Genomic DNA, 20,992 nt, shown 5'->3' with positions numbered 1-20,992 from the left:
GCCGCCATGAACCCCCGCCCGACCGACCCCGGCAAAGACCCCAGCAGAGACCCCGGCAACAGCCCCGGCAACAGCCCCGGCAGCAACCCCGGCAGCGACCTCAGCAGAAGAACCGCGCTGTCCCTCGCGGCGACGGCCGGGCTGACCGTGGCCCTCGGCGCCCTGCCCGCCTTCACCGCCTCCGCCGCGCCCCGGCGCCCTGCCGACACCCCGCCGCTCACGGGCACATCGCACGACCAGCTGTGGTGGCAGGCCCCCGGCGACGAGGGCTCCCTGATCGAGCAGGGCCTGCCGGTCGGCAACGGCCGCCTCGGCGCCCTCGCGAGCAACGACCCCGGCCGTGAACTCCTGCTGATCAGCGATGTCACGATGTGGACCGGCGGCCTCAACGAAACCCTCGACGCCGACGGCCAATTCCCCTACGGCCGAGACGACTTCGGCTCCTTCACCCTGCTCGCCCGGCTCACCGTGGACATCCCCGACCACGACCTGTCCGGCGTCAACGGCTACCGCCGCGCCCTCGACCTCGCACAGGGGCTGGTCACCAGTTCCTATGTCCGCTCCGGTGTGACCTACCGGCGCCAGATCTTCGCCAGCCACCCCGACGACGCGATCGTCCTGCACTTCACACAGAGCGGCGGCGGCCACTACACCGGCACCATCACCCTCGACGGCACCCACGGCGAGAAGCCCTCGCACGCCGAGTCGTTCGCCGCGTCCTTCCCCAACGGCCTCCGGTACGGCGCGGCGGTGAAGGCGTACGGCAGCGGTGGCCGGGTCCGCGTCAACGGCACCCGTATCGACTTCTCCGGCTGCAAGGACCTCACGGTGGTGGTCAGCGGCGGCACCAACTACGCGCCCGACGCCGACCGCGGGTACCGCGACCCCGCCCTCGACCCCGAGAAGCTGGCCCGTACGAAGGTGCTCGCCGCCGCCGCGCACTCGACGGACACCCTGCGCCGCACCCATATCGCCGACTACCGACGGCTGTACGAGCGGTTCACCCTCTCGCTCGGCACCTCCTCGGACGCCCAGCGCTCCCTGGACACCTGGGAGCGCCTCAAGGCCCGCGCCCGCGACGGCGCGCCCGACCCCGAACTGGAGACGGCCTACCTCCAGTACAGCCGCTATCTGATGATCTCCGGCTCGCGGGACAGCCTTCCGCTGAACCTCCAGGGCCTGTGGCTGGACGGCAACGACCCGGACTGGATGGGCGACTACCACACCGACATCAACATCCAGATGAACTACTGGATGGCCGACCGGGCGGGCCTGTCGGAGTGCTTCGATGCCTTCGCCGACTACTGCCTCGCCCAGCTCCCGTCCTGGACCGGGCTCACCCACGACCTCTTCAACGATCCGCGCAACCGCTACCGCAACTCCACCGGAAAGGTCGGCGGCTGGGCCGTCGCCTTCTCCACCAACATCCATGGCGGAAGCGGCTGGTGGTGGCATCCGGCGGGCAATGCCTGGCTGAGCAACAGCCTGTACGAGCACTACGAGTACACCCAGTCGCGGGCGTATCTGGCGAAGATCTACCCACTGCTCAAGGGCGCCTGTGAGTTCTGGGAGGCGCGGCTGATCACCACCACCCTCCCCGGCACCTCCACCGAGGTGCTGATCGACGACAGCGACTGGTCGCCCGAACACGGTCCGCAGGACGCCAAGGGCAACACCTACTCACAGGAGCTGGTGTGGGCGCTGTTCGGCAACTTCGCCGCCGCGGCCGCCGAGCTGAAGCGGGACACCGCTTACGCGGACACGATCACCTCGCTGCGGAAGAAGCTGTACCTGCCGGAGGTGAGCCCGAAGACCGGCTGGCTCCAGGAGTGGATGTCCCCCGACAACCTCGGGGAGACCACCCACCGCCATCTGTCCGTCCTGATCGGCCTGTTCCCCGGTGACCGCATCCGCCCCGATGGCTCCACCCCTCCGGAGATCGTGGACGGGGCCACCGCCCTGCTCACCGCGCGCGGCATGAACAGCTTCGGCTGGGCCAACGCCTGGCGCGCCCTGTGCTGGGCGCGGCTGAAGAACGCCGACAAGGCGTACCAGCTCGTGGCCAACAACCTCCGCCCCTCCACCGGCGGCACCAACGGCACCGCGTTCAACCTCTTCGACATCTACGAGGTCGAGAAGGGTCGCGGCATCTTCCAGATCGATGCCAACTTCGGCACCCCGGCCGCCATGAGCGAGATGCTGCTGTACTCACGCCCCGGCCATATGGAACTGCTCCCGGCCCTGCCCGGCGCCTGGGCCGCGGCCGGCTCGGTCACCGGATTGGCCGCCCGGGGCGGCTTCGTGGTCGATCTGCGCTGGAAGGACGGGGTGCCGACGTCGGTGCGGATCCGCAGCGTCGGCGGCCGCACCACCACGGTGGCGCACGGCGGCGGCTCCCGAACGGTCCGTCTGGAGCCCGGTGAGTCCATCACCCTGAAGGGGTTCGCCCGATGACGGTCCGCGGTGCCGCCATCGGTGGTCTGTCCGCCGTACTGCTCGCGGCCGCCGCGCTGTACGCCACCCCCGCCGAGGCCGCGGCAGGCCGACACGACGTCGTCACCTGGGCGGCGAGCGCGGACCGCCTGGGGGAGGGGGCGCCCGACCGCGGCTACCGGATGGTGGTGCACACCAGTGTCGGCGGCGGCGATCTGCGTATCCGCCTCTCCAACGCCTTCGGCGACCGGCCGCTGACCCTCGACAGCGTCTACGTCGGCGTGCAGAAGTCGGGTGCCGAGCTGACGCGGGGCAGCAACCGCCGGTTGACCTTCGGCGGCGGGCACGGTGTGACCATCCCGGCGGGCGAGGCCGTGTTCAGCGACGCCCTGCCCGGCAGCCTGCCCGCCGCGACCAACCTGGTCGTCAGCCTGCACACCCCCGACGCGGCCGGTCCGGCCACGGGCCACGGGATGGCGATGCAGACCTCGTACACCACCCAGGGCGATCACACGGGGGAGGAGAGCGCCGCGCACTGGACGGCCACCACGGGGTCGTGGTTCTACCTCGACGCCGCCACCGTCCGTACGTCCGCCGCGACCGGTGCGGTGGCCGCGCTCGGCGACTCCATCACCGACGGCTGGCAGTCCACCACCGACCTCAACCGCCGCTGGCCCGACTACCTCGCGCGCCGGCTGCAACGGGCGGCCACCGGCGTCAAGGGAGTGGCGAACGAGGGGATCTCCGGCAACAAGGTCCTGGCCGACGGCGCCGGGCAGAGCGCCCTGAACCGGCTCGACCGTGACGTCCTGTCGCTCCCGGGCGTGCGGACCGTGTTCCTCTTCGAAGGGGTCAACGACATCAAGGCGCACACCGGTGTCACCGCCGATGACATGATCGCCGGCTATCGCCGGATCATCGAGCGGGCGCATGCGGCCGGTAAGTGCGTGGTCGGCGCCACCGTCGGTCCCTTCAAGGGCTGGAGCGAATGGGACGTGGCCGCCGAGCGGGTGCGCCAGGACGTCAACGCCTTCGTCCGGGACAGCGGCGAGTTCGACGCGGTCACCGACTTCGACCGGGCGCTGCGCAGCCCCTACGACCCCGAGCGCATCCTGCCGTTCCTCGACAACGGCGACCATCTGCACCCCAACGACAAGGGGATGCAGGTCCTGGCCGACGCCATCGACCTCACGGCACTCGACTGTGCCGGTGGTCCGCGCTCCACCGGCTGAACCGACGCGCTTCCGCACCGACCGCAGGGCCCGGCGCCGCGCCCGGCGGTCGGGTGGCGCGGGGCCAGGGTGTCGATCAGACCCCCGGGACGCGGTCGAGGAAGTCGGCGATCAGCGCGGCTCAGCGGGTCCGGTCCGGTGTCTTCCGCGCAGCCGTCCGGAAGTGCCTGCTCGCACCAGATGACCTTGCCGACCGGGGTCTGGTCCGCCACGCGATACGGCGAAGGGCGGCCGGGCCCGTCCTACTGCTCGCCGGGGCGGCGTGCCGGAGGCGGCGGGGGCAGGACCTCGCCCGAGGTGAAGCGAGTGGGCCGGAAGTCCGTCAGCAGCGGTGACTCGTCGCCGTGGAGCTCCTCCGCGACCAGGCGGCCGAGCAGGGGGGCCAGGGTGATGCCGCTGTGGGTCGCCACCACGTAGAACGGCACGTCGGCGGCGGGGAAGCCGGCCACCGTGAAGCCGTCGCCCGGCATGGCGCGCCGGCCGACCCGGACCTTCTCCACGACGGTGCCCTCGGTGGCGTTCAGCACCTCGGGCAGGCGGGCCAGCATGTCGGCGGCGATCTCGCCGTCGGGGGCGTACGGCTCGGCGGGGTCCGCGGACGCGTCCAGGTCCAGGGCCTGGAGCAGCAGACGACCGCCGCCGTCGGGGCGTACGTTGAGCCGCGGGCCGGTCAGGACGCGGGACAGCCGCGCGGGCGCGGGGGCGGTGGTGGCCAGGAAGCCGACCGTCGCCGAGCCCGCGAGATCCGGGTCCACCATGGGGACATGCGCACCGGCCAGTGCGGCCACTCCCTGTGTCCACCGGCCCGCGCAGCTCACCACCGCGTCCGCCGGGTGGCGGCCGCCGTCGGCGCACACCACGGTGGCTCCCGCCGGGCCGGGTTCGATCGCGGTCACCCTGGCGCCCGCGACCACCGTCGCTCCCCGGTCCCTGGCCCGGCCCAGCAGCCGGGACAGCAGCAGCACGGGCAGGGTGTACGCCTCATCGGGGAAGAAGGCGAACACGGCGTGCGACGGCGCCGCCGCGAGGTCCGGCTCCAGCTCCCGGGCCTGCTCCGCGGTGATCCACTCCACCGGGTAGTCCCGGGCCTTCAGCCGTGCCACCCGGCCGGCCAGCACCTCCTTGTGCCGGTCCGTCACCGCCCACTCCAGGTTTCCGGTGGGGAAGAACCACGGCGCGCCGTCCTCGGCGAGCTCGTAGTGTGCGCGGATACCGGCGTGGTTGAGCGCGAAGTACGGCTCCGGCTCCTTGTTGGCGCTGTTGATCCAGGCGAATGAGTTCGCGGTGGTGCCCGCTCCGGGGTGCGCCGCCTCGAGCACGGTGACCCGGGCGCCACGAGCGGCCAGTTCCGCCGCCACGGCCGCGCCCACCACTCCGGCTCCGATGACCACAACTCGCACGGGAATCCTCCTTGGCACGGGGTCAGTTCTCGGGGTCGGCCCCGAAGAGATGAGCGACGCCGACGACGCGCTCGATGATGACGACGGCCACCGCGGCGAAGAGCACCATCACGGTGCCGACGGCGGTCACGGTCGGGTCGTAGTTGTACTGGAGGTAGTTGAAGATCCGCACCGGCAGGGTCTGCATGTCCGTGGTCACCACGAACAGCGCGATCGTCAGATCGTCGAAGGACGTGATCAGGGCGAAGAACGCCCCCGCGATCAGCGGCCCGCGCACGGCGGGCAGCGTCACATGCCAGAACACCTGTGGCGCCCGCGCGCCCAGACCGGCGGCGGCCAGCTCCGCCGACCGGTCGAGCCCGGCGAGCCCGGCCAGGACCAGCCGCACGGTGTACGGAACGGTCAGCACCAGATGCGCCAGCAGCAGGGTGAGCGGGCTGGAGGCCATGCCGAGCTGGGCGTACCACTGGAGCAGCCCGATGCCGAGCACGATCGTCGGCACGGCGAACGCGCTCGAGAACAACCTGTCCAGCACCGACTTCCCCGGGAACGGGTAACGGTGGATGGCCAGCCCCGCGGCCAGCCCGAGCGCCGTGGACACCACGGCCGCTCCCGCCGCCACGCCGATGCTGAGCAGGAACGAGTCCAGGAACTCGGGGCGGTTCAGCAGCTCCGCGTACCAGTGCAGGGTCAGCCCCTCGGGCGGGAAGGTGACATAGCTGGTCGTGGTGAGCGACGAGGCGATGGTCACCAGCACGGGCGCCAGCAGGAACAGGCCCACGAGGCCGGCGAACGCCGCTCCGAGCAGCCGCCTCGCACGCTCGCCCACACCCGTGGCGATCGGCCTGCCGGGCCTGCCCACGGCCTCGTCCGCCACCTCGCTTGTCGTGCTGCTCGTCGCCGTGTTCACGCGAACACCTCCTTGCCGCCACGTCCGCGCAGCAGCCGGGCGTACACGGCCGTCAGAATCGTCGTCACCACGATCAGGACGAAGCCGATCGCCGCCGCGTACGGCCAGTTCAGATTGGTTGTCGCCTCGGTGTAGACGAAGTACGGCATCAGCTTCACCGTGGGCCCGCCCAGGATCGCCGGGGTGACGAAGCTGGAAACGGTCAGACTGAACACGATCAGCGAACCGGCGAGCATCCCCGGCAGCGACAGCGGGACGGTGATCCGCCAGAAACACGTCCAGCCGCTCGCCCCCAGCCCCTTGGCCGCGGGCGTGAGGGCCGGGTCGATCCGGTCCAGACTGCCCATCAACGGCAGCACCATATACGCGAGCATCACATGCACCATGCCGATGACGACCGCGGTGTCGTTGTACAGCATCTTCGGCGCGTCCAGGCCCACGGCGTGGAACCCGTCCGTGACCGGCCCCTTCGGCCCGAGCAGCACCAGCCATCCATACGCCCTGGTCACCATGGAGATGAGCAGCGGCGACAGCAGCACCAGGGAGAGGTAGTTGCGCGCCCGGGGCGAGCGCCCGCGCAGATACACGGCGAACGGGTAGCCCACGACGAGGCAGCCGAGGGTGGTCAGCACGCCGATCCACAGGGTGTGCCACAGCACGTCCCGGTAGAAGGAGTCACCGAGGAACCGTGTGTAGTTGTGCAGTGTGGGATCGCCCGCCTGGGTGCGGAAGCTGTTGTACACCAGCATGAACAGCGGTGCGATGAAGAGCAGGGCGAGCACGGCGATGGCGGGGGAGGCCAGCAGCAGACCGGTACGCCACGGGCCGCGCCCCCTGACCGGAGGGGAAACCCCCGGCGTCGGCGCCGAGCCGTCGGGCCTCAGGGCCGGGCCGTCAGCGACGCGTGCTGTGGCTGCCATGCGCAGATCACCTCCTCGCCCAGCGTGGGCACCTCGGAACCGAACGGCAGCGTGGCCTCGACACGTCCCGCGGCGGTGGCCACGACACAGCGGACGCGGGTGCCGAGAAAGCGGGTGGCCTCGACGGTCCCGGGAAGCCCAGGCCGCGTTGCCGTATCGACGGATGCCCCGGCGGCCGAGGTGTCCGTGTCCGGGGGCGGCCGCTCCGGGCGGCCCTCCTCGGGTACGGCCAGCACGCGCACGGCCTCCGGCCGCACATAGAGCCGTACCGCCTCGCCATCGCCCGGCGCGGTGCCCACCGGCGTCCCCGTGACGAGATGTGTGTCACCGATCCGGCAGCGGTGACCCGCACCGGACGCCCCCGCCGCGATCCCGTCGAGCACATTGACCTCGCCGACGAACTGCGCCACGAAGTCCGTGGCCGGACGCAGATACACGGTCTCGGGGGCGTCCAGCTGATGGATCGTCCCCTCGGCCATCACCGCGATCCGGTCCGACACCGCGAGCGCCTCGTCCTGGTCGTGGGTGACCAGAATCGTGGTGGTGCCCACCCGGCGCTGGAGGGCGGCCACCTCCTCGCGCAGGCGCACTCTGAGCTGGGCGTCGAGGTTGGAGAACGGCTCGTCGAGCAACAGCAGATCGGGCTCCACGATCAGCGCCCTGGCCAGGGCCGTGCGCTGGCGCTGCCCGCCGGAGAGCTGGCGCGGATACCGTTCACCCATGCCGTCGAGCCCCACCAGCTCCAGGGCCTCGGCCGCCCTGCGCCTGCGCCGGGCCGCCCCGACCTTGCGCATCCGCAGGCCGAACGCGATGTTCTCCGCCACCGTCATATGCGGGAACAGCGCGTAGGACTGGAAGACCATGCCCATGGCGCGCCGGTTCGCGGGGAGTCGGGTGATGTCGCGGCCGTCCACCTCCACCACACCGGAGTCGGGCAGCAGATGCCCCGCCACCATGTTCAGCGTGGTGCTCTTGCCGCATCCCGATGGGCCCAGCAGGGTGAGAAACTCCCCGGGCTCCATCGTCAGGTCGATCCCGCGTACGACCGCCTTGCCGCCGAGGGCCTTGTGGATGCCCTCGAGGACCAGCCGGCCACGTGTGCTCCCCGCCCGTGCGGCGGTGTCCGGCCCGGTCGGCGCGCCCGCCGTGTCCACGGTTTCCGTCCCCGCGGTCACTTGCTCTCCACCTGCTTGTTCCACTTGTCGGTCCAGGCGGAACGGTTCTTGTTGATCGTCTTCCAGTCCAGCTTCAGCAGGGAGTCCACCTTGTCGGCGCTGACCACCTTGCCCTTCAGCGCGGGGTCCTCCTTGACGCCCTGGACCACCGAGCCGTCGTAGGTCGCCTTGGCCAGCGCCCGCTGCACGGACGGCTCCAGCAGATGGGCCACGAACTTCTGGGCCAGCTCCTCATGCGGTGCCTTCTTGACCACGTTCGCCGTGGTCACCAGGCCGATCGCCCCGTCCTTCGGGTAGACGAACTCGATCGGGAAGTCCTTCTCCGCCAGTGTCGAGGTCCGCGACACCCCCCACACCGAGGCGGCGGCCTGGCCCTGGAGGAAGTAGTTGGACACATCGGCGGTGGTGTCGAAGGTGGCCGCGTTCGCGGCGATCTTCTTGACCGCCGTGAGCCCGGGGCCGACGTCCCGTTCCGAGCCCCCGTTCGCCTTGGCCGCGCCGACCAGCAGCCCCACCCCATAGGTGTTGGTGATCGACGGGAGGACCACCTTGTCCTTCAGCTTGGGGTCGGCCAGGTCCGCCCAGGTGGTGGGCTTGGGGATGCCGTGCTGCTCGAACCACTCGGGGTTGTAGGCGATGCCCGTGGCCGTCAGCCCGAACCCCACCCCCGAGTCGTTCTCCATCCGGGCGATCTTCACCACATCGTCCACCGGCACCACCTTGGTGTCGATCGAGGTGAGCAACCCGGCCTCCTGCGCCTGTGCCTGGGGGCCGTCGTCGACCAGCGCGACATCGATCTGCGGATTGGCGCGCTGCGCCTTGATCTTGGCGACGGAGTCGGTGGAGGAGCCGGGGATATAGGTGACCTTGCAGCCGCAGGTCTTCTCGAACGCGGGCAGCACCGAGTCGCGGAACGCCGTCTCGAACGAGCCGCCGTAGCCGGCCACCACCAGGGTGCCCCCTTTGCCACCACCACCGGCGGAGGGACTGGGAGCGCCGCAGCCGGTGACGGCGACGGTGAGCGTGAGCGCACTGGACACGGCACACAGGGCGGGCAGGGCTGATCGGGGGGAAGGCATTGCTACCTCCTGCGAAGAGAGATGGAAGTGCCGTTCCCGCGACCGGAGGAGGCGGGAGGGAGGGGAAAGCGATGTGGGGTCCGTCCATGGCCTCGCGTGTGCGCGAGGGGGAGACGAGTTGAGGAAAACCCGGTGAGCGGGGAAACGGATCAGGGAGGCGACGGGGTCAGCGGACCGGGCCGGGGAGCGAGGTCTCCACATAGAAGCGGGATGTGTCGGTCGGCAGGATGATCTCGAGGTGTTCGACCACCTCGTCGTTCTCCGCCCAGGTGACACGCAGCCAGCGGAAGACCGCGGTACCCGGTTTCAGGCCGAAGAGCTCGGCGTGCTCCTCGTCCAGGGCGTACGGCTCCACATAGAGCCGTGAGCGTCGCAGGGGCACTCCGCGGTCGCGGAGGTACATATGGCTCGTGATGGTGACCAGATCCTGGTCAAGCAGGTCGGGGGCGAATCGGAAGGGCAGCACGGCGAGCTCCGTGCTGGTCACGCGGCTGCCGTCCGAGCTCAGCTTGTGGCGGTCGAGCTGCACGACGGCGTCGTTGTCGTCCAGGCCGGGCAGCCGCAGGGCCGCGCCGCCCGCGGGCAGGACCTTCGCGCTGATCACTCGGTGGTCGCCATGGGTCTCGGGCCCGCTGGTCAGCACGCCCGCGGAGCGCAGCAGGTTCTCCTCATCGGCGGTCTGCGCGACGAACGTGCCGTGCCTGCGGTACCGGACGACCAGCCCGGCGTCCGCGAGCTCGCGCAGCGCGCGCTGCACGGTGATCCGCGAGACACCGAACCGTTCGCCGAGTTCGGCCTCGGTGGGCACCCGGGTCCCGGGCTGCCACCGGCCGTCCCGGATGTTGCCCTCCAGCTCCCTGCGGATCCGCTCGTACAGCGGGAGGTCACGTTCGGCCATGCGAAGAGAGTGATCTCAGCCAATTGATATGTCAATACGTTGGATGGATATGACTCGTGGCCGTAACGCATCCTTCTCGCGGGACGCGGTGGGAAACGTCCTCGTCGTGCGGCTCCACCGCCGTCTTCATCGAGGGCGGCATGAGCTACGTCGGTCTCGGCATCCCGCCCCCGGCTCCGCCGCACCCCTGGAAAATTACCTCTCACTAAGAGGTAAACTGGCGGCATGGTCACGGAGGAGTTCCCCGACTCGTTCGCCGACGTCCTCGGCGGCGTCCAGCGGCTGATCCGGCGGCGGCTGCGGGCCGGGATGCCGGAGCCGCGGTTGCGCGGTGCCCAGGTGGAGCTGTTGCGGCTGGTCATGGCGCATCCCGGGATCCGGGTGTCGGCCGCGGCCAGGGAGCTCTACCTCGCGGGCAACTCGGTCTCCACCCTGGTCAACCAGCTGGTGAAGGCGGGCTTTCTGTACCGCGAAACCGACCCGGAGGACCGGCGCTCCGCGCGCCTGACGGTCACCCCCGCCGCCGAGGCCCGGATGCGGGCGTGGCAGGCGCGGCGTGGCGCGCTGGTCCGTGAGCAGGTGGCGCGGCTGTCCGAGAGCGACCGGGCCGCGCTGGCCGCGGCCGTTCCGGCGCTGCGCAAACTGGCCGAGAACCTTCACGAGGAGGTGGAAGGGATATGACCGAGGTCCCGGAAAGCACCGCTGACGTCGCACTCGTCTGCGATGGCCTGCGGTACACGTTCGGGGAGACCAAGGCCGTCGACGACCTGGAGCTGTCGGTCCGGGCGGGTGAGGTCTTCGGGCTGCTCGGCCCCAACGGAGCGGGCAAGACCACCGCGATCCGCTGCATCACCACACTGCTGCCGGTCCCCGCCGGTATGGTGCGGGTGTTCGGGCACGACGCGGCGAAGGAGCGGATGGGTGTCCGGCGGCTGCTGGGCTACGTACCGCAGCAGCTGTCCGCCGACGCCGGGCTCACCGGCCGGGAGAACGTGGAGCTGTTCGCCCGGGTCTTCGACGTCACCCGCCGGGAGCGGGCCGACCGCGTGGCGCGGGTGCTGGAGGCGGTCGATCTCACCGCGGCGGCCGACCGGCTCGCCAAGACGTACTCCGGCGGTATGGTCCGCCGTCTCGAACTGGCCCAGGCGCTGGTCAGCGCGCCCCGGCTGCTGATGCTGGACGAGCCGACGATCGGCCTGGACCCGATCGCCCGGACCAGCGTGTGGGAGCACATCAACGCGGTTCGGGTGGCCACCGGAATGACCGTGCTGGTCACCACCCACTACATGGACGAGGCCGACCAGTACTGCGACCGGGTCGCACTGATGCACCGCGGCCGGATCCACGCCCTCGGAACGCCCCATGAGCTCCGCTCCGAGCTGGCCGACCGCCGTCGGGCGGAGGGCGAGGCCGGTCCCAAGCCGACCCTGGAGGACGTCTTCCGGGATGTCGCGGGGAGCGGTCTCGACGAGCAGGGAGGAGATTTCCGCGATGTCCGAAGCACCCGTCGCACCGCGTCCCGGGTCGGTTGAGGCCACCGGGCTCGCACCGGACGGCCGGCCCGATCCGCTGCTGACGCCGCCGCGCGCCCGCACCGGCTGGCAGGTGCTGCCCGCGCGGGTCGCCGCGATGTGCGCGGTCGAGCTCCAGAAGCTGCGGCACGACCGCACCGAGCTGTACACCCGGGCCGTCCAGCCCGCCCTATGGCTGCTGATCTTCGGCGAGACCTTCACCCGGCTCAAGGCGATACCGACCGGCGGCACACCGTATATCGACTATCTCGCGCCCGGCATCATCGCCCAGTCCGCGATGTTCATCGCCATCTTCTACGGGATCCAGATCATCTGGGAGCGGGACGCCGGGATCCTCACCAAACTGCTGGTCACCCCGACGCCGCGAGCCGCCCTGATCACCGGTAAGGCATTCGCCTCCGGGGTGAAGGCGCTGATCCAGGCGGTCGTGGTGATCGCCATCGCGGCGGTGCTCGGGGTGGCGCTCACCTGGAATCCACTGCGGCTCCTCGGGGTGGCCGTCGCGGTGATCCTGGGCTCGGCCTTCTTCGCCTGCCTGTCGATGACGATCGCGGGGATCGTGCTGACCCGCGACCGGCTGATGGGCATCGGGCAGGCCATCACCATGCCGCTGTTCTTCGGCTCCAATGCGCTGTATCCGGTGGCGCTCATGCCCGGCTGGCTCCAGGCCGTCAGCAAGGCCAATCCACTGAGCTACCAGGTGGACGCGTTGCGCGGACTGCTGCTGGGCACCCCGGACCATCTCGCACTCGACTACGCCGTGCTGACGCTGGCCGCCGCGGCCGGTATCACGGCGGCCTCCTCGCTGCTGGGGCGGCTGGCGCGCTGACCCGGCCGATGAGCCGATCCGCTCGCCGCGGCCCACGCCACCGCTCGTCAGCGCACGGGCGCGGTGTCGTCGGCCGTGGCGAGGCTGGTGTTGTGCTCGTGGATCAGGCGCAGTGCCGCGTCGCGGTCGCGGCGGTCGAGGGCGTCCACGAGGTCACGGTGCAGGGCGTGCCGGTGTGCGATGTACTCGCCGAGCGGTCCCTCACCGGCGGGCAGCACGGACAGCGTATGCCCCTCGATGAGGTCGAGGAGATTGCTGTACAGCGAGCTGAGCAGGGCGTTCGGGCTGATGGCGGCGATGGCGGCGTGCAGCCGCCAGTTGGCGTGGACGAAGGCCACGAGATCGGCGTCGTCGACGGCCTCCGCCATGGCGGCGATGTGCTCCCGCAGTCCGGAGATATCGGCTGGCGAGGCGTGCCACAGCGCGTCCTCGATGAGCAGCGGGTCGAGGGCGTCGCGGATGCGTACCGCGTTGGCCACGTCCGCCTCCTGCGTGTCCAGGGCGAGGAAGGAGTTGCCGAGGCGGACCATCGGTGTCTGCTCGGCGCTGAACAGCCCGCCGCCGGGGCCGGGTCTGACGGTGACCAGACCGCGTGACTGGAGGAGGCGCAGAGCCTCGTTGAAGGTGCCCACGGACACTTCGCACAGGGTGCGCAGCTCTTCCTTGGTGCCCAGCCGGGATCCGGGACGGACGCTGCCGACCAGCGCGGCGATGCGTTCCGCCGCTTGTTCGGCGCGTCCCGAGGCCGTCGCCCGGGGTGCGCCGTCGGCGCGGCGGCCACGGCGAGACGCGGTCGTGCCACCGATGGCGCGAACGCTTCGGCCCGGGTCGGTGACGCCGTCGGCGCCGGGCTCGGCCGGTGCCCCGTGGGCGACCTCTCCGGGGTCGGACGTGGCAGTCACGACGGCTCCCTCCTCCTCGTCATATTCATCATGATTGTTTCAGGGCGCGCTCTTGACGGCCCGCCGCGACCGGGCGCAGCATCGGGATAATCATCATGATGAATTGCTGGTGGATGGGCAAGTTCCGGCCGCTCCTGGCCGGGGAAGCACCGTCACCAGCGGGAACGGACCGGTGATACGGCCTGATGCCGGTTCATCGCCGCGCCCGCTCCCACCGACCCTTCGGGAGCCACACCGTGCGCATCGCCAATCTCTCCGGTCGGCTGACCTTGATCGTCGACGGCCGGGCCGTGGACGTCGAGGAGGCCAGCGGCGGCCGTTTCGCCGCCGATCCGCAGGCCGTGTACGAGCGCTGGGAGGAGTTCCACACCTGGGCGAAGACCGCGGACCTGCCCACCGGAGACGGCTTCGAGCCCGCGAACCTCGGCTCGCCCGCCCCCGCGCCGCGGCAGACGCTGGCCATCGGCCTGAACTACCGCGGTCATGCCTCCGAGTCCGGGTTCGCCGCGCCCGAGGGGCTGCCGCCGGTCTTCACCAAGTTCGCCACCTCCATCACCGGGCCGGTCACCGATGTGAAGCTGCCCGAGGGCGGGCACACCGACTGGGAGGTGGAGCTGGTCGTGGTCATCGGCCGACGCGCCGAGGCCGTGTCCGAGACCGACGCATGGCGGCATGTGGCGGGCCTCGCGGTCGGGCAGGACATCTCCGAGCGGGTGGTGCAACTGGCCGGACCGGCCCCGCAGTTCAGCCTGGGCAAGTCCTTCCCCGGCTTCGCGCCGATCGGGCCGTGGCTGGTCACCCCCGATGAGTTCGACAACCCCGACGACCTCGAACTGCGCTGTGCCATCAACGGTGAGGAAGTGCAGAAGGGCCGCACCCGGGACCTGATCTTCTCCGTCCCCGCCCTGATCGCCGGGCTCTCGGCGGTCCTGCCGCTGCTGCCCGGTGATGTGATCTTCACCGGCACACCGGCCGGTGTGGGGCTCGGCCGCAACCCCCAGCGCTGGCTGGCGGCGGGCGATGAACTGGTGAGCACCATCGAAGGCATCGGCGAGCTGCGTCAGACCTTCGTGGCCTGAGCGGTTCCGACGGACGAAGGAGTCCTCATGGCACTGCACCGGCTGACCTCCATCACCATGGGGGTTCCCAACGTCGCCGAGACGGCCACCTACTACGCCGACTTCGGCCTCACGCCTGACGAGGACGGCTGGTTCTCCACCCGGGACGTGGGCCGTCAGCTGCGCATCGTGCACGCCCCGACCCGCCGTCTGGTCGAGGTGCGCATCGGCGCCGACAGCCCCGACGACCTTGCCGCTGCCGCGTCCCGGCTGCACCGCCTGGGCGCCGAACCCCGCACCGAGGACATGACCCTGACCGCGTACGACAAGGCCACCGCGGTCCGCGCCGTACTGGAGGTGGCCCCCCGCCTGGTTCAGGGTCCGGTGCCGGCCACCGTCTACAACGGCCCGGGGCGCAGCGACCGCACCGATGCCCGTGCCCCCGGTGTGCTGCGTGACGGCCCGGTGCGGCCCCGCAAGCTGGGTCACGCGGTCATCGGCACCACGGACTTCGACGCGACGACGGCCTTCTTCCGGGACGGGCTGGGCTTCAAGGTGTCGGACCACATCAAGGATCAGGGCGCCTTCCTGCGCTGCTCCACCGACCACCACAACATCCTGGTGCTGGCCGCCCCGGTCACCTTCCTGCACCACACCTCGTGGCAGGTCGACGACATCGACGAGGTCGGCCGCGGCGCCGCCGCCATGCTGGAGGACCACCCCGAACGCCATATCTGGGGCCTGGGCCGTCACCACGCCGGATCGAACTTCTTCTGGTACCTCAAGGACCCGGCGGGCAACTTCAGCGAGTACTACTCCGACATGGACTGCATCGTCGACGACCAACTGTGGACGCCGGAAGTCCTGGAGGGCGCCAAGGGCCTGTTCAACTGGGGACCGCCGCCCCCGCCGTCCTTCCTCGCCCCCGACGATCTCGCCGCCTTGATGACCGGCACCCACAGCCCGACGGGCTGACCCACCGGACCGCCGTCCCCGGCTCCCTCAATCCCGCCGCGTCATGGGCCTGGGGGCCGGGGCGGGTGGAGCGGCACGACTTCCGTCGGGTTCGGTGCGGCCGGGCCGATTGACGCGGCGCCGAGTCACGGCATGATCGCCGCCCGGGGAGCCGAGCCGTGTCAGGACCGCGGCGACGGCGAACGACACGGCGTTGACGGCGACGATCGCGGTGTATCCGTTCGTTCCGCCGATCGCGACGGCGAGGCTCGCGCCCAGAGCGCCGACCCCGAGCCCCACATTGCGCAACGCGGTGATCAGGGCGAACCAGGACTCCTGGTGCTTCCCCTCGGCGACATCGTGCACCAGGGGCGGGAGCCGCGTCCTCGTCTTCCCCCGCCACGGCGCCACACCGATGCCTGAGGGCATGCGGCGGCGGACCGAGAACGTCAGGTGCCGATCGCCTGTGGATAGCTGAAGAAGTTGGTGGGGTCGTACTTCTGATTCACCCGGACCAGCCGGTCGTAGTTCGCACCGTAGTACGCCCGCCGCCAGTCCTTCAGGGTCGGATCCGGGAAATTCTGATACGACTGCGGGGGAGGCGTACCACCGAAAATGGCGAAGTAGAACTCACGGAGCCAGTCGAGATTCGCCGTGCCGACGCTCGGCGGATCGTAGTCCGCCCAGGAGGTCTCGGCGGCGAGGATGAACACTCCGTTCCGGTGCACGAACGCCGTCGCGTCCGGCGGCACTTGGTTGATCTCGCCACCGAGGGCGAACATGGCGAACCCGGCTCCGTCCTCGTTGTCGCTGCCGGGCCACTCCAGCAGTTGCTCGGCGGCCGCGGCCACCTGCTCATCGGTCAGCAGCCTCCGGGCCGTCAGTACCGCCGACTTGGCGCCGAACTGCTGCACCGGTGTGGTGGCGCTCAGCAGCACACTCGCCTCCCCCGGAGTGACCTCGCGGACGGACGCCTTGTTGCGGGCCCGCTCCTCGGCCGTACCGATGGCGAGCAGCGGAGCCAGGATGTCGCGCAGCTCATCGAGGTGGCCGTAGAACTGGCCGATGGCATTGACGCCCGCGTTGGCGCGGATCTCGTCCCTGGTGAGCCCATGGGTCCCCATGCCGACGCGGAGATGGAACCGCTTGTCGTCCAGCGTGTTCACGGCGATCCGCTGCGCGGCGGCCATCACCGGCAGTGCCGAGTCCAGGCTCCAGCGCAACTCGTAGACGCCCACATCGCCCTGGAACAGCTCGTACTGGAACGTAAAGGAGGTGTTGACACCGAAGTTGTTCCCCGCCCCGCCGCGGCAGCCCCAGAACAGATCGGGGTGCGCGTCCTCACTGGCCTCCACCACACTGCCGTCGGCGAGTACCACGGTCGTCGAGACCAGCCGGTCGCAGGTCAGGCCGAACATCTTGTCGCTGAAGCCGATACCGCCACCGAGCACCAGCCCGGCCACCCCGACCGTGGGGCAGCGGCCGGTCGGCACGAACATGCCGCGGTCCTCCAGCATCGGATGCAGATCGCCGTTGGTGACACCGGCCCCCACGGTCACGGTCCCCGCGTCGTGGACGACCCTCATCCGCCCGTACGTCCGGGTCCGGGAGCGGGCACCCGGCAGCGGGGTGGAGTCGATGCCATTCAAACGGGCCATGTTGAGCAGCAGACCGGTGGTGGCGGAGTACCCGGCGTAGTTGTGGCCCAGCCCGGAGCGAGGCACGGCGGGCAGCCCCACCGAGCGGGCCCAGCGGACCGACGTACGGACATCCCCGGCGGTACCACACGCCACGATTCCGGCGGGGCGGATCCCGGCGTACCGATGGTTGAACGGCAGCGCCAGCGGCGGATAGCCGGAATCTCCCGGCCGGTAGAGCGTGGAACGCGGCGACAGCGCCCGGGCCAGCAGCTCCCAGTCCCGCCGACTGACCCGCTCCGCCGTCTCGGTGGATGGCGCGGCAGCGGCGGGCGGCGACTGCGAGCCCACCACCTCCGCTCCCAAAACCCCCACCGTGCCTGCCCGCAGTACATTCCGCCTGTTGATCAACGTGGCTGCCCTCACACGAGACGCTCCGGAGGCGCGATCGCCTCCCCGCGCCAAGTCAATCGACCCATGCTCGGCACGGCTGCGAAACGAGTTCCGTCCACGGGCCCCGCAACCCGAAAGGATGCCGACCTACCGCTGAATGCCCCAGCCCGCTACGGCGCACGGGACCGCGCCCGGCCGCGGGGAGGGGTCCCACGGGTGGCGGGTAGAACGGGTCGGTGCCGGAAGTCCCCGGGCAGGAGCGCCGGCTGACACGCCGCTTCCCTGCCTCGCCCGGACCGGCATTTCGGTGTGCGGTTCGGGGCCCGACGAAAGGTCGTGATGATGCCTGCCGCGCCCAATACGCCCGCGCGCCGCGAGCCCGAAGGGTTCCAGGGGTTCCCCGATGACCGGGAGGCGGGCAGGCTCCGCCACGAGTACCGGCGGAAGGTGGCTCCGCCCTTCGCCGACCGGCGGCGGCTGTCGGCCACGTCGTCCATGATCCTGCTGCGTGTGCCGGGTACCGGGCTCGAGTACCGGGAGCGGGTCCGCCGGGTGATCGACGCGCTGGAGCGCCCGCTCACCGACGGCGGGAAGCTGGTGCCCTACGGTGTCCTGTCCACGGAGTCGGTCACGGCGGCGACGCCGCTCATCGCCATGGCGGCGCGCGAGGACCTCGCGTACAACCTGCCACGCCATATGACTCCCGACCGTCTCCCGCACTCCGCGCTGGTGCGGGACGTGATCCTGAGGGCGCTGCGGGATCCCCTCGCCGCCTCCGATGCCGATGTTCTGCGCAGGGCCGCCTATGCGGGCCGGGTGGCGCGCGGTGGCCTTCCCTGCTGGCTGCACAAGGTCAGCGGTACGGCCGCGGCGGGTGACGGAGCGGTCGGCGGGGCGATCGGCTTCGTCCTGAGCGCCGTGTGGCAGCCGCTCACGGACTCCCTTCCGCGCTGGTGGTGGACGCGACGGATGACCCATCAGCTGATTCGGCCGGCGTGGCTCTCGTTACGGCGCGGGGCGCGCTGGCTCGGCGCGGAACTGGACGAGGCGCGGGGCAGCGCGGATCTGTTCGAGATCCTGGCGACCGTGCTCGACGCGCAGCGCGCCGGGCTCGCCCTGGACACCGGTCACCCCAGCCACCGAGCCGCGCTGCAAGCCCTTGAACTTCTCCTGGTCCAGGCCCTGTTGGCGGACCTCGCCGTGCCACCGGCGGGCCGTCTGCTGCCCCGGCGCCGGCGCCGGACCGCCGCTCCGGTGCTGCTCGTGCGCATCCCGGAGGACACGCGTCGGGCGGAGGCGGTCGAGCGGTTCCTGAGCGCGTGCCACGCCGCCGGTCGTACGGCCGCCTCGCACCTTCCGGTGCTGATCGCGGTCGGACGGCCCTCGGACACGCTGCTGGCGGCGCTCGGCAACCCGGTGGCCGGCACCCTCGGACAAGCGGCGGACGCGCTGCGCGCCGGTGATGGGCAGCCGGTGCTGGTGCCGCTGGACGAGGAGCCCTTCGGGCGGCCGGGGCAGGACATCGCACGGGTGGACCCGAGGCGGTTCAAGCTCCCATGGCGGGCCGTGCACCTTACGGCCTGGGGCATCGTGGCCGCGCTCGTCCTGGCCCCGCTGGCCTTCCCCCTCGGATCCGGGCGCGAGTCCTGCGTCGGAGGGGAGGACACCGTCGCGGCGGCCCGGACCGAGCCGGTGCGGGTGCGGCCCGCGGAGTGGTACGACGCGACGGTCGGCGAAATCACCCGCCAGAACGCGCGGGCCGAGCAGTACGCCGCGCAGGGCAGAACCGTCCGCACCGTGGTGTGGTTCAGCTCGGAGAAACCGGTCGACGAGACGGACACGCTCTACGACGGCACCATCCCCGAACTGCGCGGTGTCGCCCTGTGGCAGCGCAAGCTGAACGACGACGCGGGCTCCGACGAGGCGCTGGTGCCGCTGAGGGTGGAGATCCGCACGACCGGCAAGGCGTTCCACGACGCCGAGCGGTCCGCCAGGAAACTGGTGGCCGAGGTGCGGAGCGGCAAGCGGACGGGGGAGCGGCAGATCGTCGGTGTGCTCGGGTTCGAGCAGAGCAGGAAGGAGACCGCGGCCGCGCTGGGGGTGCTGGGCAAGGCGCGGATCCCCGCCGTGGGGACCACCGCGACCGCCGACGAGATGATCCACAACGGCGACTACCGGACCTATTGGCCCTTCACCCCGCTCAACAAGACCGAGGCCGGTATCGAAGCGGACTTCGCCAGGACCTTCCCCATCGTGCCGCGGCCCGGCCCGGCGGGCGGCTGCGCGCCCGCCGATCACGCCATCGTCATCCAGACCCCGGCGGACCTCTACAGCCGAGGTCTCGCGGGACGGTTCAGGGACAGCTTCGAAGGCGAGATCGATGTGCTGGACTACGCGCAGGACGGAGACTTCTCCGGCGCGGGCGCCGACGATCTCAGGTTCGACAGCGCGGAGAACCTCGCGGACGAGGTGTGCAGACGGCTGCGCGAGTCTCCCGGCTCCCTCGTGTACTGGAGCGCGCGGGCCCGTGAGTTCACCGCGTTCATCAACGCCCTTGACCACAAGGGGACCTGTGGCGACCGTGATGTCACCGTGCTGGGCGGCAACGACCTGACCAACGTGGCGCAGACCGGCGCATTCAACGACAAGCACTGGCTGCGCCTGTACTTCTCCGGCCACCGCCTGCCGGACACGGACCCCCGGGCCGGCACCAAGACCAGGGACTTCGCCGACGCCTACGACCGGTTCGTGCGCACCACCACCAGGGGCACCGACCCATGGCGACAGGACGGCCACGCCGCCGTCGCGTACGACGCCCTGCACGTACTCTCCCTGGCCACCGATCTGGCCTACCGGGACGAACACGCCGCACCGGGCGCCGTACTCACCGCGCTCGGCAGCGACAGCATCCGTTTCGACGGGGCGACCGGCTATGTCTCCTACCACCAGGGCGTCAACCAGCCGCCCGCCGACAAGACCCTGGTGCTGTTACGCCAGACCGCCGAGGGACCGGTCGCCGTGGTCGCGTGCGGCGCCTACCGCCAGGGGCGGACCTACGCGGCACACGGCGAGCCCTGCACCGCGTAGGACGACCCGGCAACGTACCCACGAGCCAACCGAGCGCACGTGAGGCACCCAGGCCCCCGGGGGGCCGTTACGTCTCGTCTACGTCTCGTCTACTTCTCGTCCGCTTCGGTGGCGGGGCGGGGGCCGCCGAAGCCGTGGGCGGAGAGGTCGAACCAGTTGCCTTCCGGGTCCATGGCCCGGTACTCGGCGAAGGGGCGGTTGGTGAAGCGCTCGGCGGGTTCGTCGGCGCCGGAGGCGACCAGGGCGGCGGATATCTCGGAAGTGTCGGCGACGTGGAATCCGAAGTGGTTCATGCCCAAGGGGGTGTCGCCGTTGAGCTGGTGCTTGATCAGGGCGAGGCTGAGGTATCCGTCGGAGAGGAAACAGCTGCCATCGGGGTCCCGGTGGAAGAGCTCCATGCCGAAGATCTCGCTGTAGAACTCGGCCAGTTTCTCGGGGTCGCGGGCGACGATGGCCAAGTGGCGGAGTTTCGGCCTGTCCGGGGTGGACGCGTCAGACATGGGCATTTCCTTCCATGACGGCGAGGGCGTGGGTGGGGGCTGGCTTGGCGCGG

Annotated in this window: 18 protein-coding genes; 8 read left to right on the top strand and 10 right to left on the bottom strand. The window is 70.8% G+C overall.

Annotated elements, in window-relative coordinates; all coding sequences use genetic code 11:
• Positions 1–6 precede the first annotated feature (6 nt).
• Complete coding sequence (locus AB0E24_RS43985) at positions 7–2,454, top strand: glycosyl hydrolase family 95 catalytic domain-containing protein (RefSeq protein WP_359385518.1); 2,448 nt, start codon at positions 7–9, stop codon at positions 2,452–2,454.
• Positions 2,451–3,665, top strand: a complete 1,215-nt coding sequence (locus AB0E24_RS43980; RefSeq protein ID WP_100805087.1) for an SGNH/GDSL hydrolase family protein — start codon at positions 2,451–2,453, stop codon at positions 3,663–3,665. The genes AB0E24_RS43985 and AB0E24_RS43980 overlap by 4 nt, the downstream gene beginning before the upstream one ends.
• Positions 3,666–3,907: 242 nt before the next feature.
• On the opposite strand, the gene AB0E24_RS43975 is transcribed toward AB0E24_RS43980, so the two are convergent.
• The 6 genes from AB0E24_RS43975 to AB0E24_RS43950 form a co-directional block, all read right to left on the bottom strand.
• On the bottom strand, positions 3,908–5,065 hold the full coding sequence (locus tag AB0E24_RS43975) for an NAD(P)/FAD-dependent oxidoreductase (RefSeq protein WP_359385516.1): 1,158 nt from the start codon (positions 5,063–5,065) through the stop codon (positions 3,908–3,910).
• Positions 5,066–5,087: 22 nt separating this feature from the next.
• Positions 5,088–5,975, bottom strand: coding sequence for an ABC transporter permease (locus AB0E24_RS43970; protein ID WP_359385514.1), 888 nt, complete (start codon positions 5,973–5,975; stop codon positions 5,088–5,090).
• Positions 5,972–6,895, bottom strand: a complete 924-nt coding sequence (locus AB0E24_RS43965) for an ABC transporter permease (RefSeq protein ID WP_359385512.1) — start codon at positions 6,893–6,895, stop codon at positions 5,972–5,974. Before AB0E24_RS43965 ends, AB0E24_RS43970 begins: the two co-directional genes overlap by 4 nt.
• Complete coding sequence (locus AB0E24_RS43960; protein WP_359385510.1) at positions 6,856–8,070, bottom strand: ABC transporter ATP-binding protein; 1,215 nt, start codon at positions 8,068–8,070, stop codon at positions 6,856–6,858. Before AB0E24_RS43960 ends, AB0E24_RS43965 begins: the two co-directional genes overlap by 40 nt.
• Positions 8,067–9,149 (bottom strand): ABC transporter substrate-binding protein, encoded by a 1,083-nt coding sequence (locus tag AB0E24_RS43955; RefSeq protein ID WP_359385508.1) that lies wholly within the window; start codon positions 9,147–9,149, stop codon positions 8,067–8,069. Before AB0E24_RS43955 ends, AB0E24_RS43960 begins: the two co-directional genes overlap by 4 nt.
• Positions 9,150–9,315: 166 nt before the next feature.
• Positions 9,316–10,047 (bottom strand): GntR family transcriptional regulator, encoded by a 732-nt coding sequence (locus tag AB0E24_RS43950; RefSeq protein WP_069871718.1) that lies wholly within the window; start codon positions 10,045–10,047, stop codon positions 9,316–9,318.
• A gap of 225 nt (positions 10,048–10,272) precedes the next feature.
• Between AB0E24_RS43950 and AB0E24_RS43945 the strand changes: the two genes are divergently transcribed.
• The 3 genes from AB0E24_RS43945 to AB0E24_RS43935 are packed head-to-tail and all read left to right on the top strand — an operon-like array spanning position 10,273 to position 12,408.
• Positions 10,273–10,728: a MarR family winged helix-turn-helix transcriptional regulator gene (locus tag AB0E24_RS43945; RefSeq protein WP_283881804.1), complete on the top strand. Its 456-nt coding sequence runs from the start codon at positions 10,273–10,275 to the stop codon at positions 10,726–10,728.
• Positions 10,725–11,579, top strand: coding sequence for an ABC transporter ATP-binding protein (locus AB0E24_RS43940; RefSeq protein WP_359385505.1), 855 nt, complete (start codon positions 10,725–10,727; stop codon positions 11,577–11,579). The genes AB0E24_RS43945 and AB0E24_RS43940 overlap by 4 nt, the downstream gene beginning before the upstream one ends.
• Positions 11,539–12,408, top strand: coding sequence for an ABC transporter permease (locus AB0E24_RS43935; RefSeq protein WP_359385503.1), 870 nt, complete (start codon positions 11,539–11,541; stop codon positions 12,406–12,408). Before AB0E24_RS43940 ends, AB0E24_RS43935 begins: the two co-directional genes overlap by 41 nt.
• A gap of 47 nt (positions 12,409–12,455) precedes the next feature.
• Here AB0E24_RS43935 and AB0E24_RS43930 read toward each other — a convergent pair whose 3' ends face one another.
• A complete protein-coding gene (locus AB0E24_RS43930) occupies positions 12,456–13,310 on the bottom strand; it encodes a FadR/GntR family transcriptional regulator (RefSeq protein ID WP_359385501.1) in 855 nt (284 codons plus the stop codon).
• Positions 13,311–13,546: 236 nt separating this feature from the next.
• Between AB0E24_RS43930 and AB0E24_RS43925 the strand changes: the two genes are divergently transcribed.
• Together AB0E24_RS43925 and AB0E24_RS43920 are read left to right on the top strand one after the other, a co-directional pair.
• Positions 13,547–14,389: a fumarylacetoacetate hydrolase family protein gene (locus AB0E24_RS43925; protein ID WP_359385499.1), complete on the top strand. Its 843-nt coding sequence runs from the start codon at positions 13,547–13,549 to the stop codon at positions 14,387–14,389.
• Positions 14,390–14,416: 27 nt separating this feature from the next.
• Positions 14,417–15,343 (top strand): VOC family protein, encoded by a 927-nt coding sequence (locus AB0E24_RS43920; protein WP_100805083.1) that lies wholly within the window; start codon positions 14,417–14,419, stop codon positions 15,341–15,343.
• Positions 15,344–15,370: 27 nt separating this feature from the next.
• Here the strand turns inward: AB0E24_RS43920 and AB0E24_RS43915 are convergent, their stop codons facing one another.
• Complete coding sequence (locus AB0E24_RS43915) at positions 15,371–15,751, bottom strand: hypothetical protein (RefSeq protein WP_359385496.1); 381 nt, start codon at positions 15,749–15,751, stop codon at positions 15,371–15,373.
• 20 nt (positions 15,752–15,771) lie between these two features.
• On the bottom strand, positions 15,772–17,313 hold the full coding sequence (locus AB0E24_RS43910) for an FAD-binding oxidoreductase (RefSeq protein WP_359385494.1): 1,542 nt from the start codon (positions 17,311–17,313) through the stop codon (positions 15,772–15,774).
• A gap of 381 nt (positions 17,314–17,694) precedes the next feature.
• Between AB0E24_RS43910 and AB0E24_RS43905 the strand changes: the two genes are divergently transcribed.
• Positions 17,695–20,439, top strand: coding sequence for an ABC transporter substrate-binding protein (locus tag AB0E24_RS43905; protein WP_359385492.1), 2,745 nt, complete (start codon positions 17,695–17,697; stop codon positions 20,437–20,439).
• Between the two features lie 89 nt (positions 20,440–20,528).
• On the opposite strand, the gene AB0E24_RS43900 is transcribed toward AB0E24_RS43905, so the two are convergent.
• Positions 20,529–20,939, bottom strand: coding sequence for a VOC family protein (locus tag AB0E24_RS43900; RefSeq protein ID WP_232564926.1), 411 nt, complete (start codon positions 20,937–20,939; stop codon positions 20,529–20,531).
• Between the last annotated feature and the right edge of the window lie 53 nt (positions 20,940–20,992).

Origin of the sequence: Streptomyces malaysiensis subsp. malaysiensis (assembly GCF_040653035.1) — a bacterium.
Taxonomy (GTDB): Bacteria; Actinomycetota; Actinomycetes; order Streptomycetales; family Streptomycetaceae; genus Streptomyces; species Streptomyces malaysiensis.
This window is presented reverse-complemented; position numbering and strand designations above follow the sequence as displayed.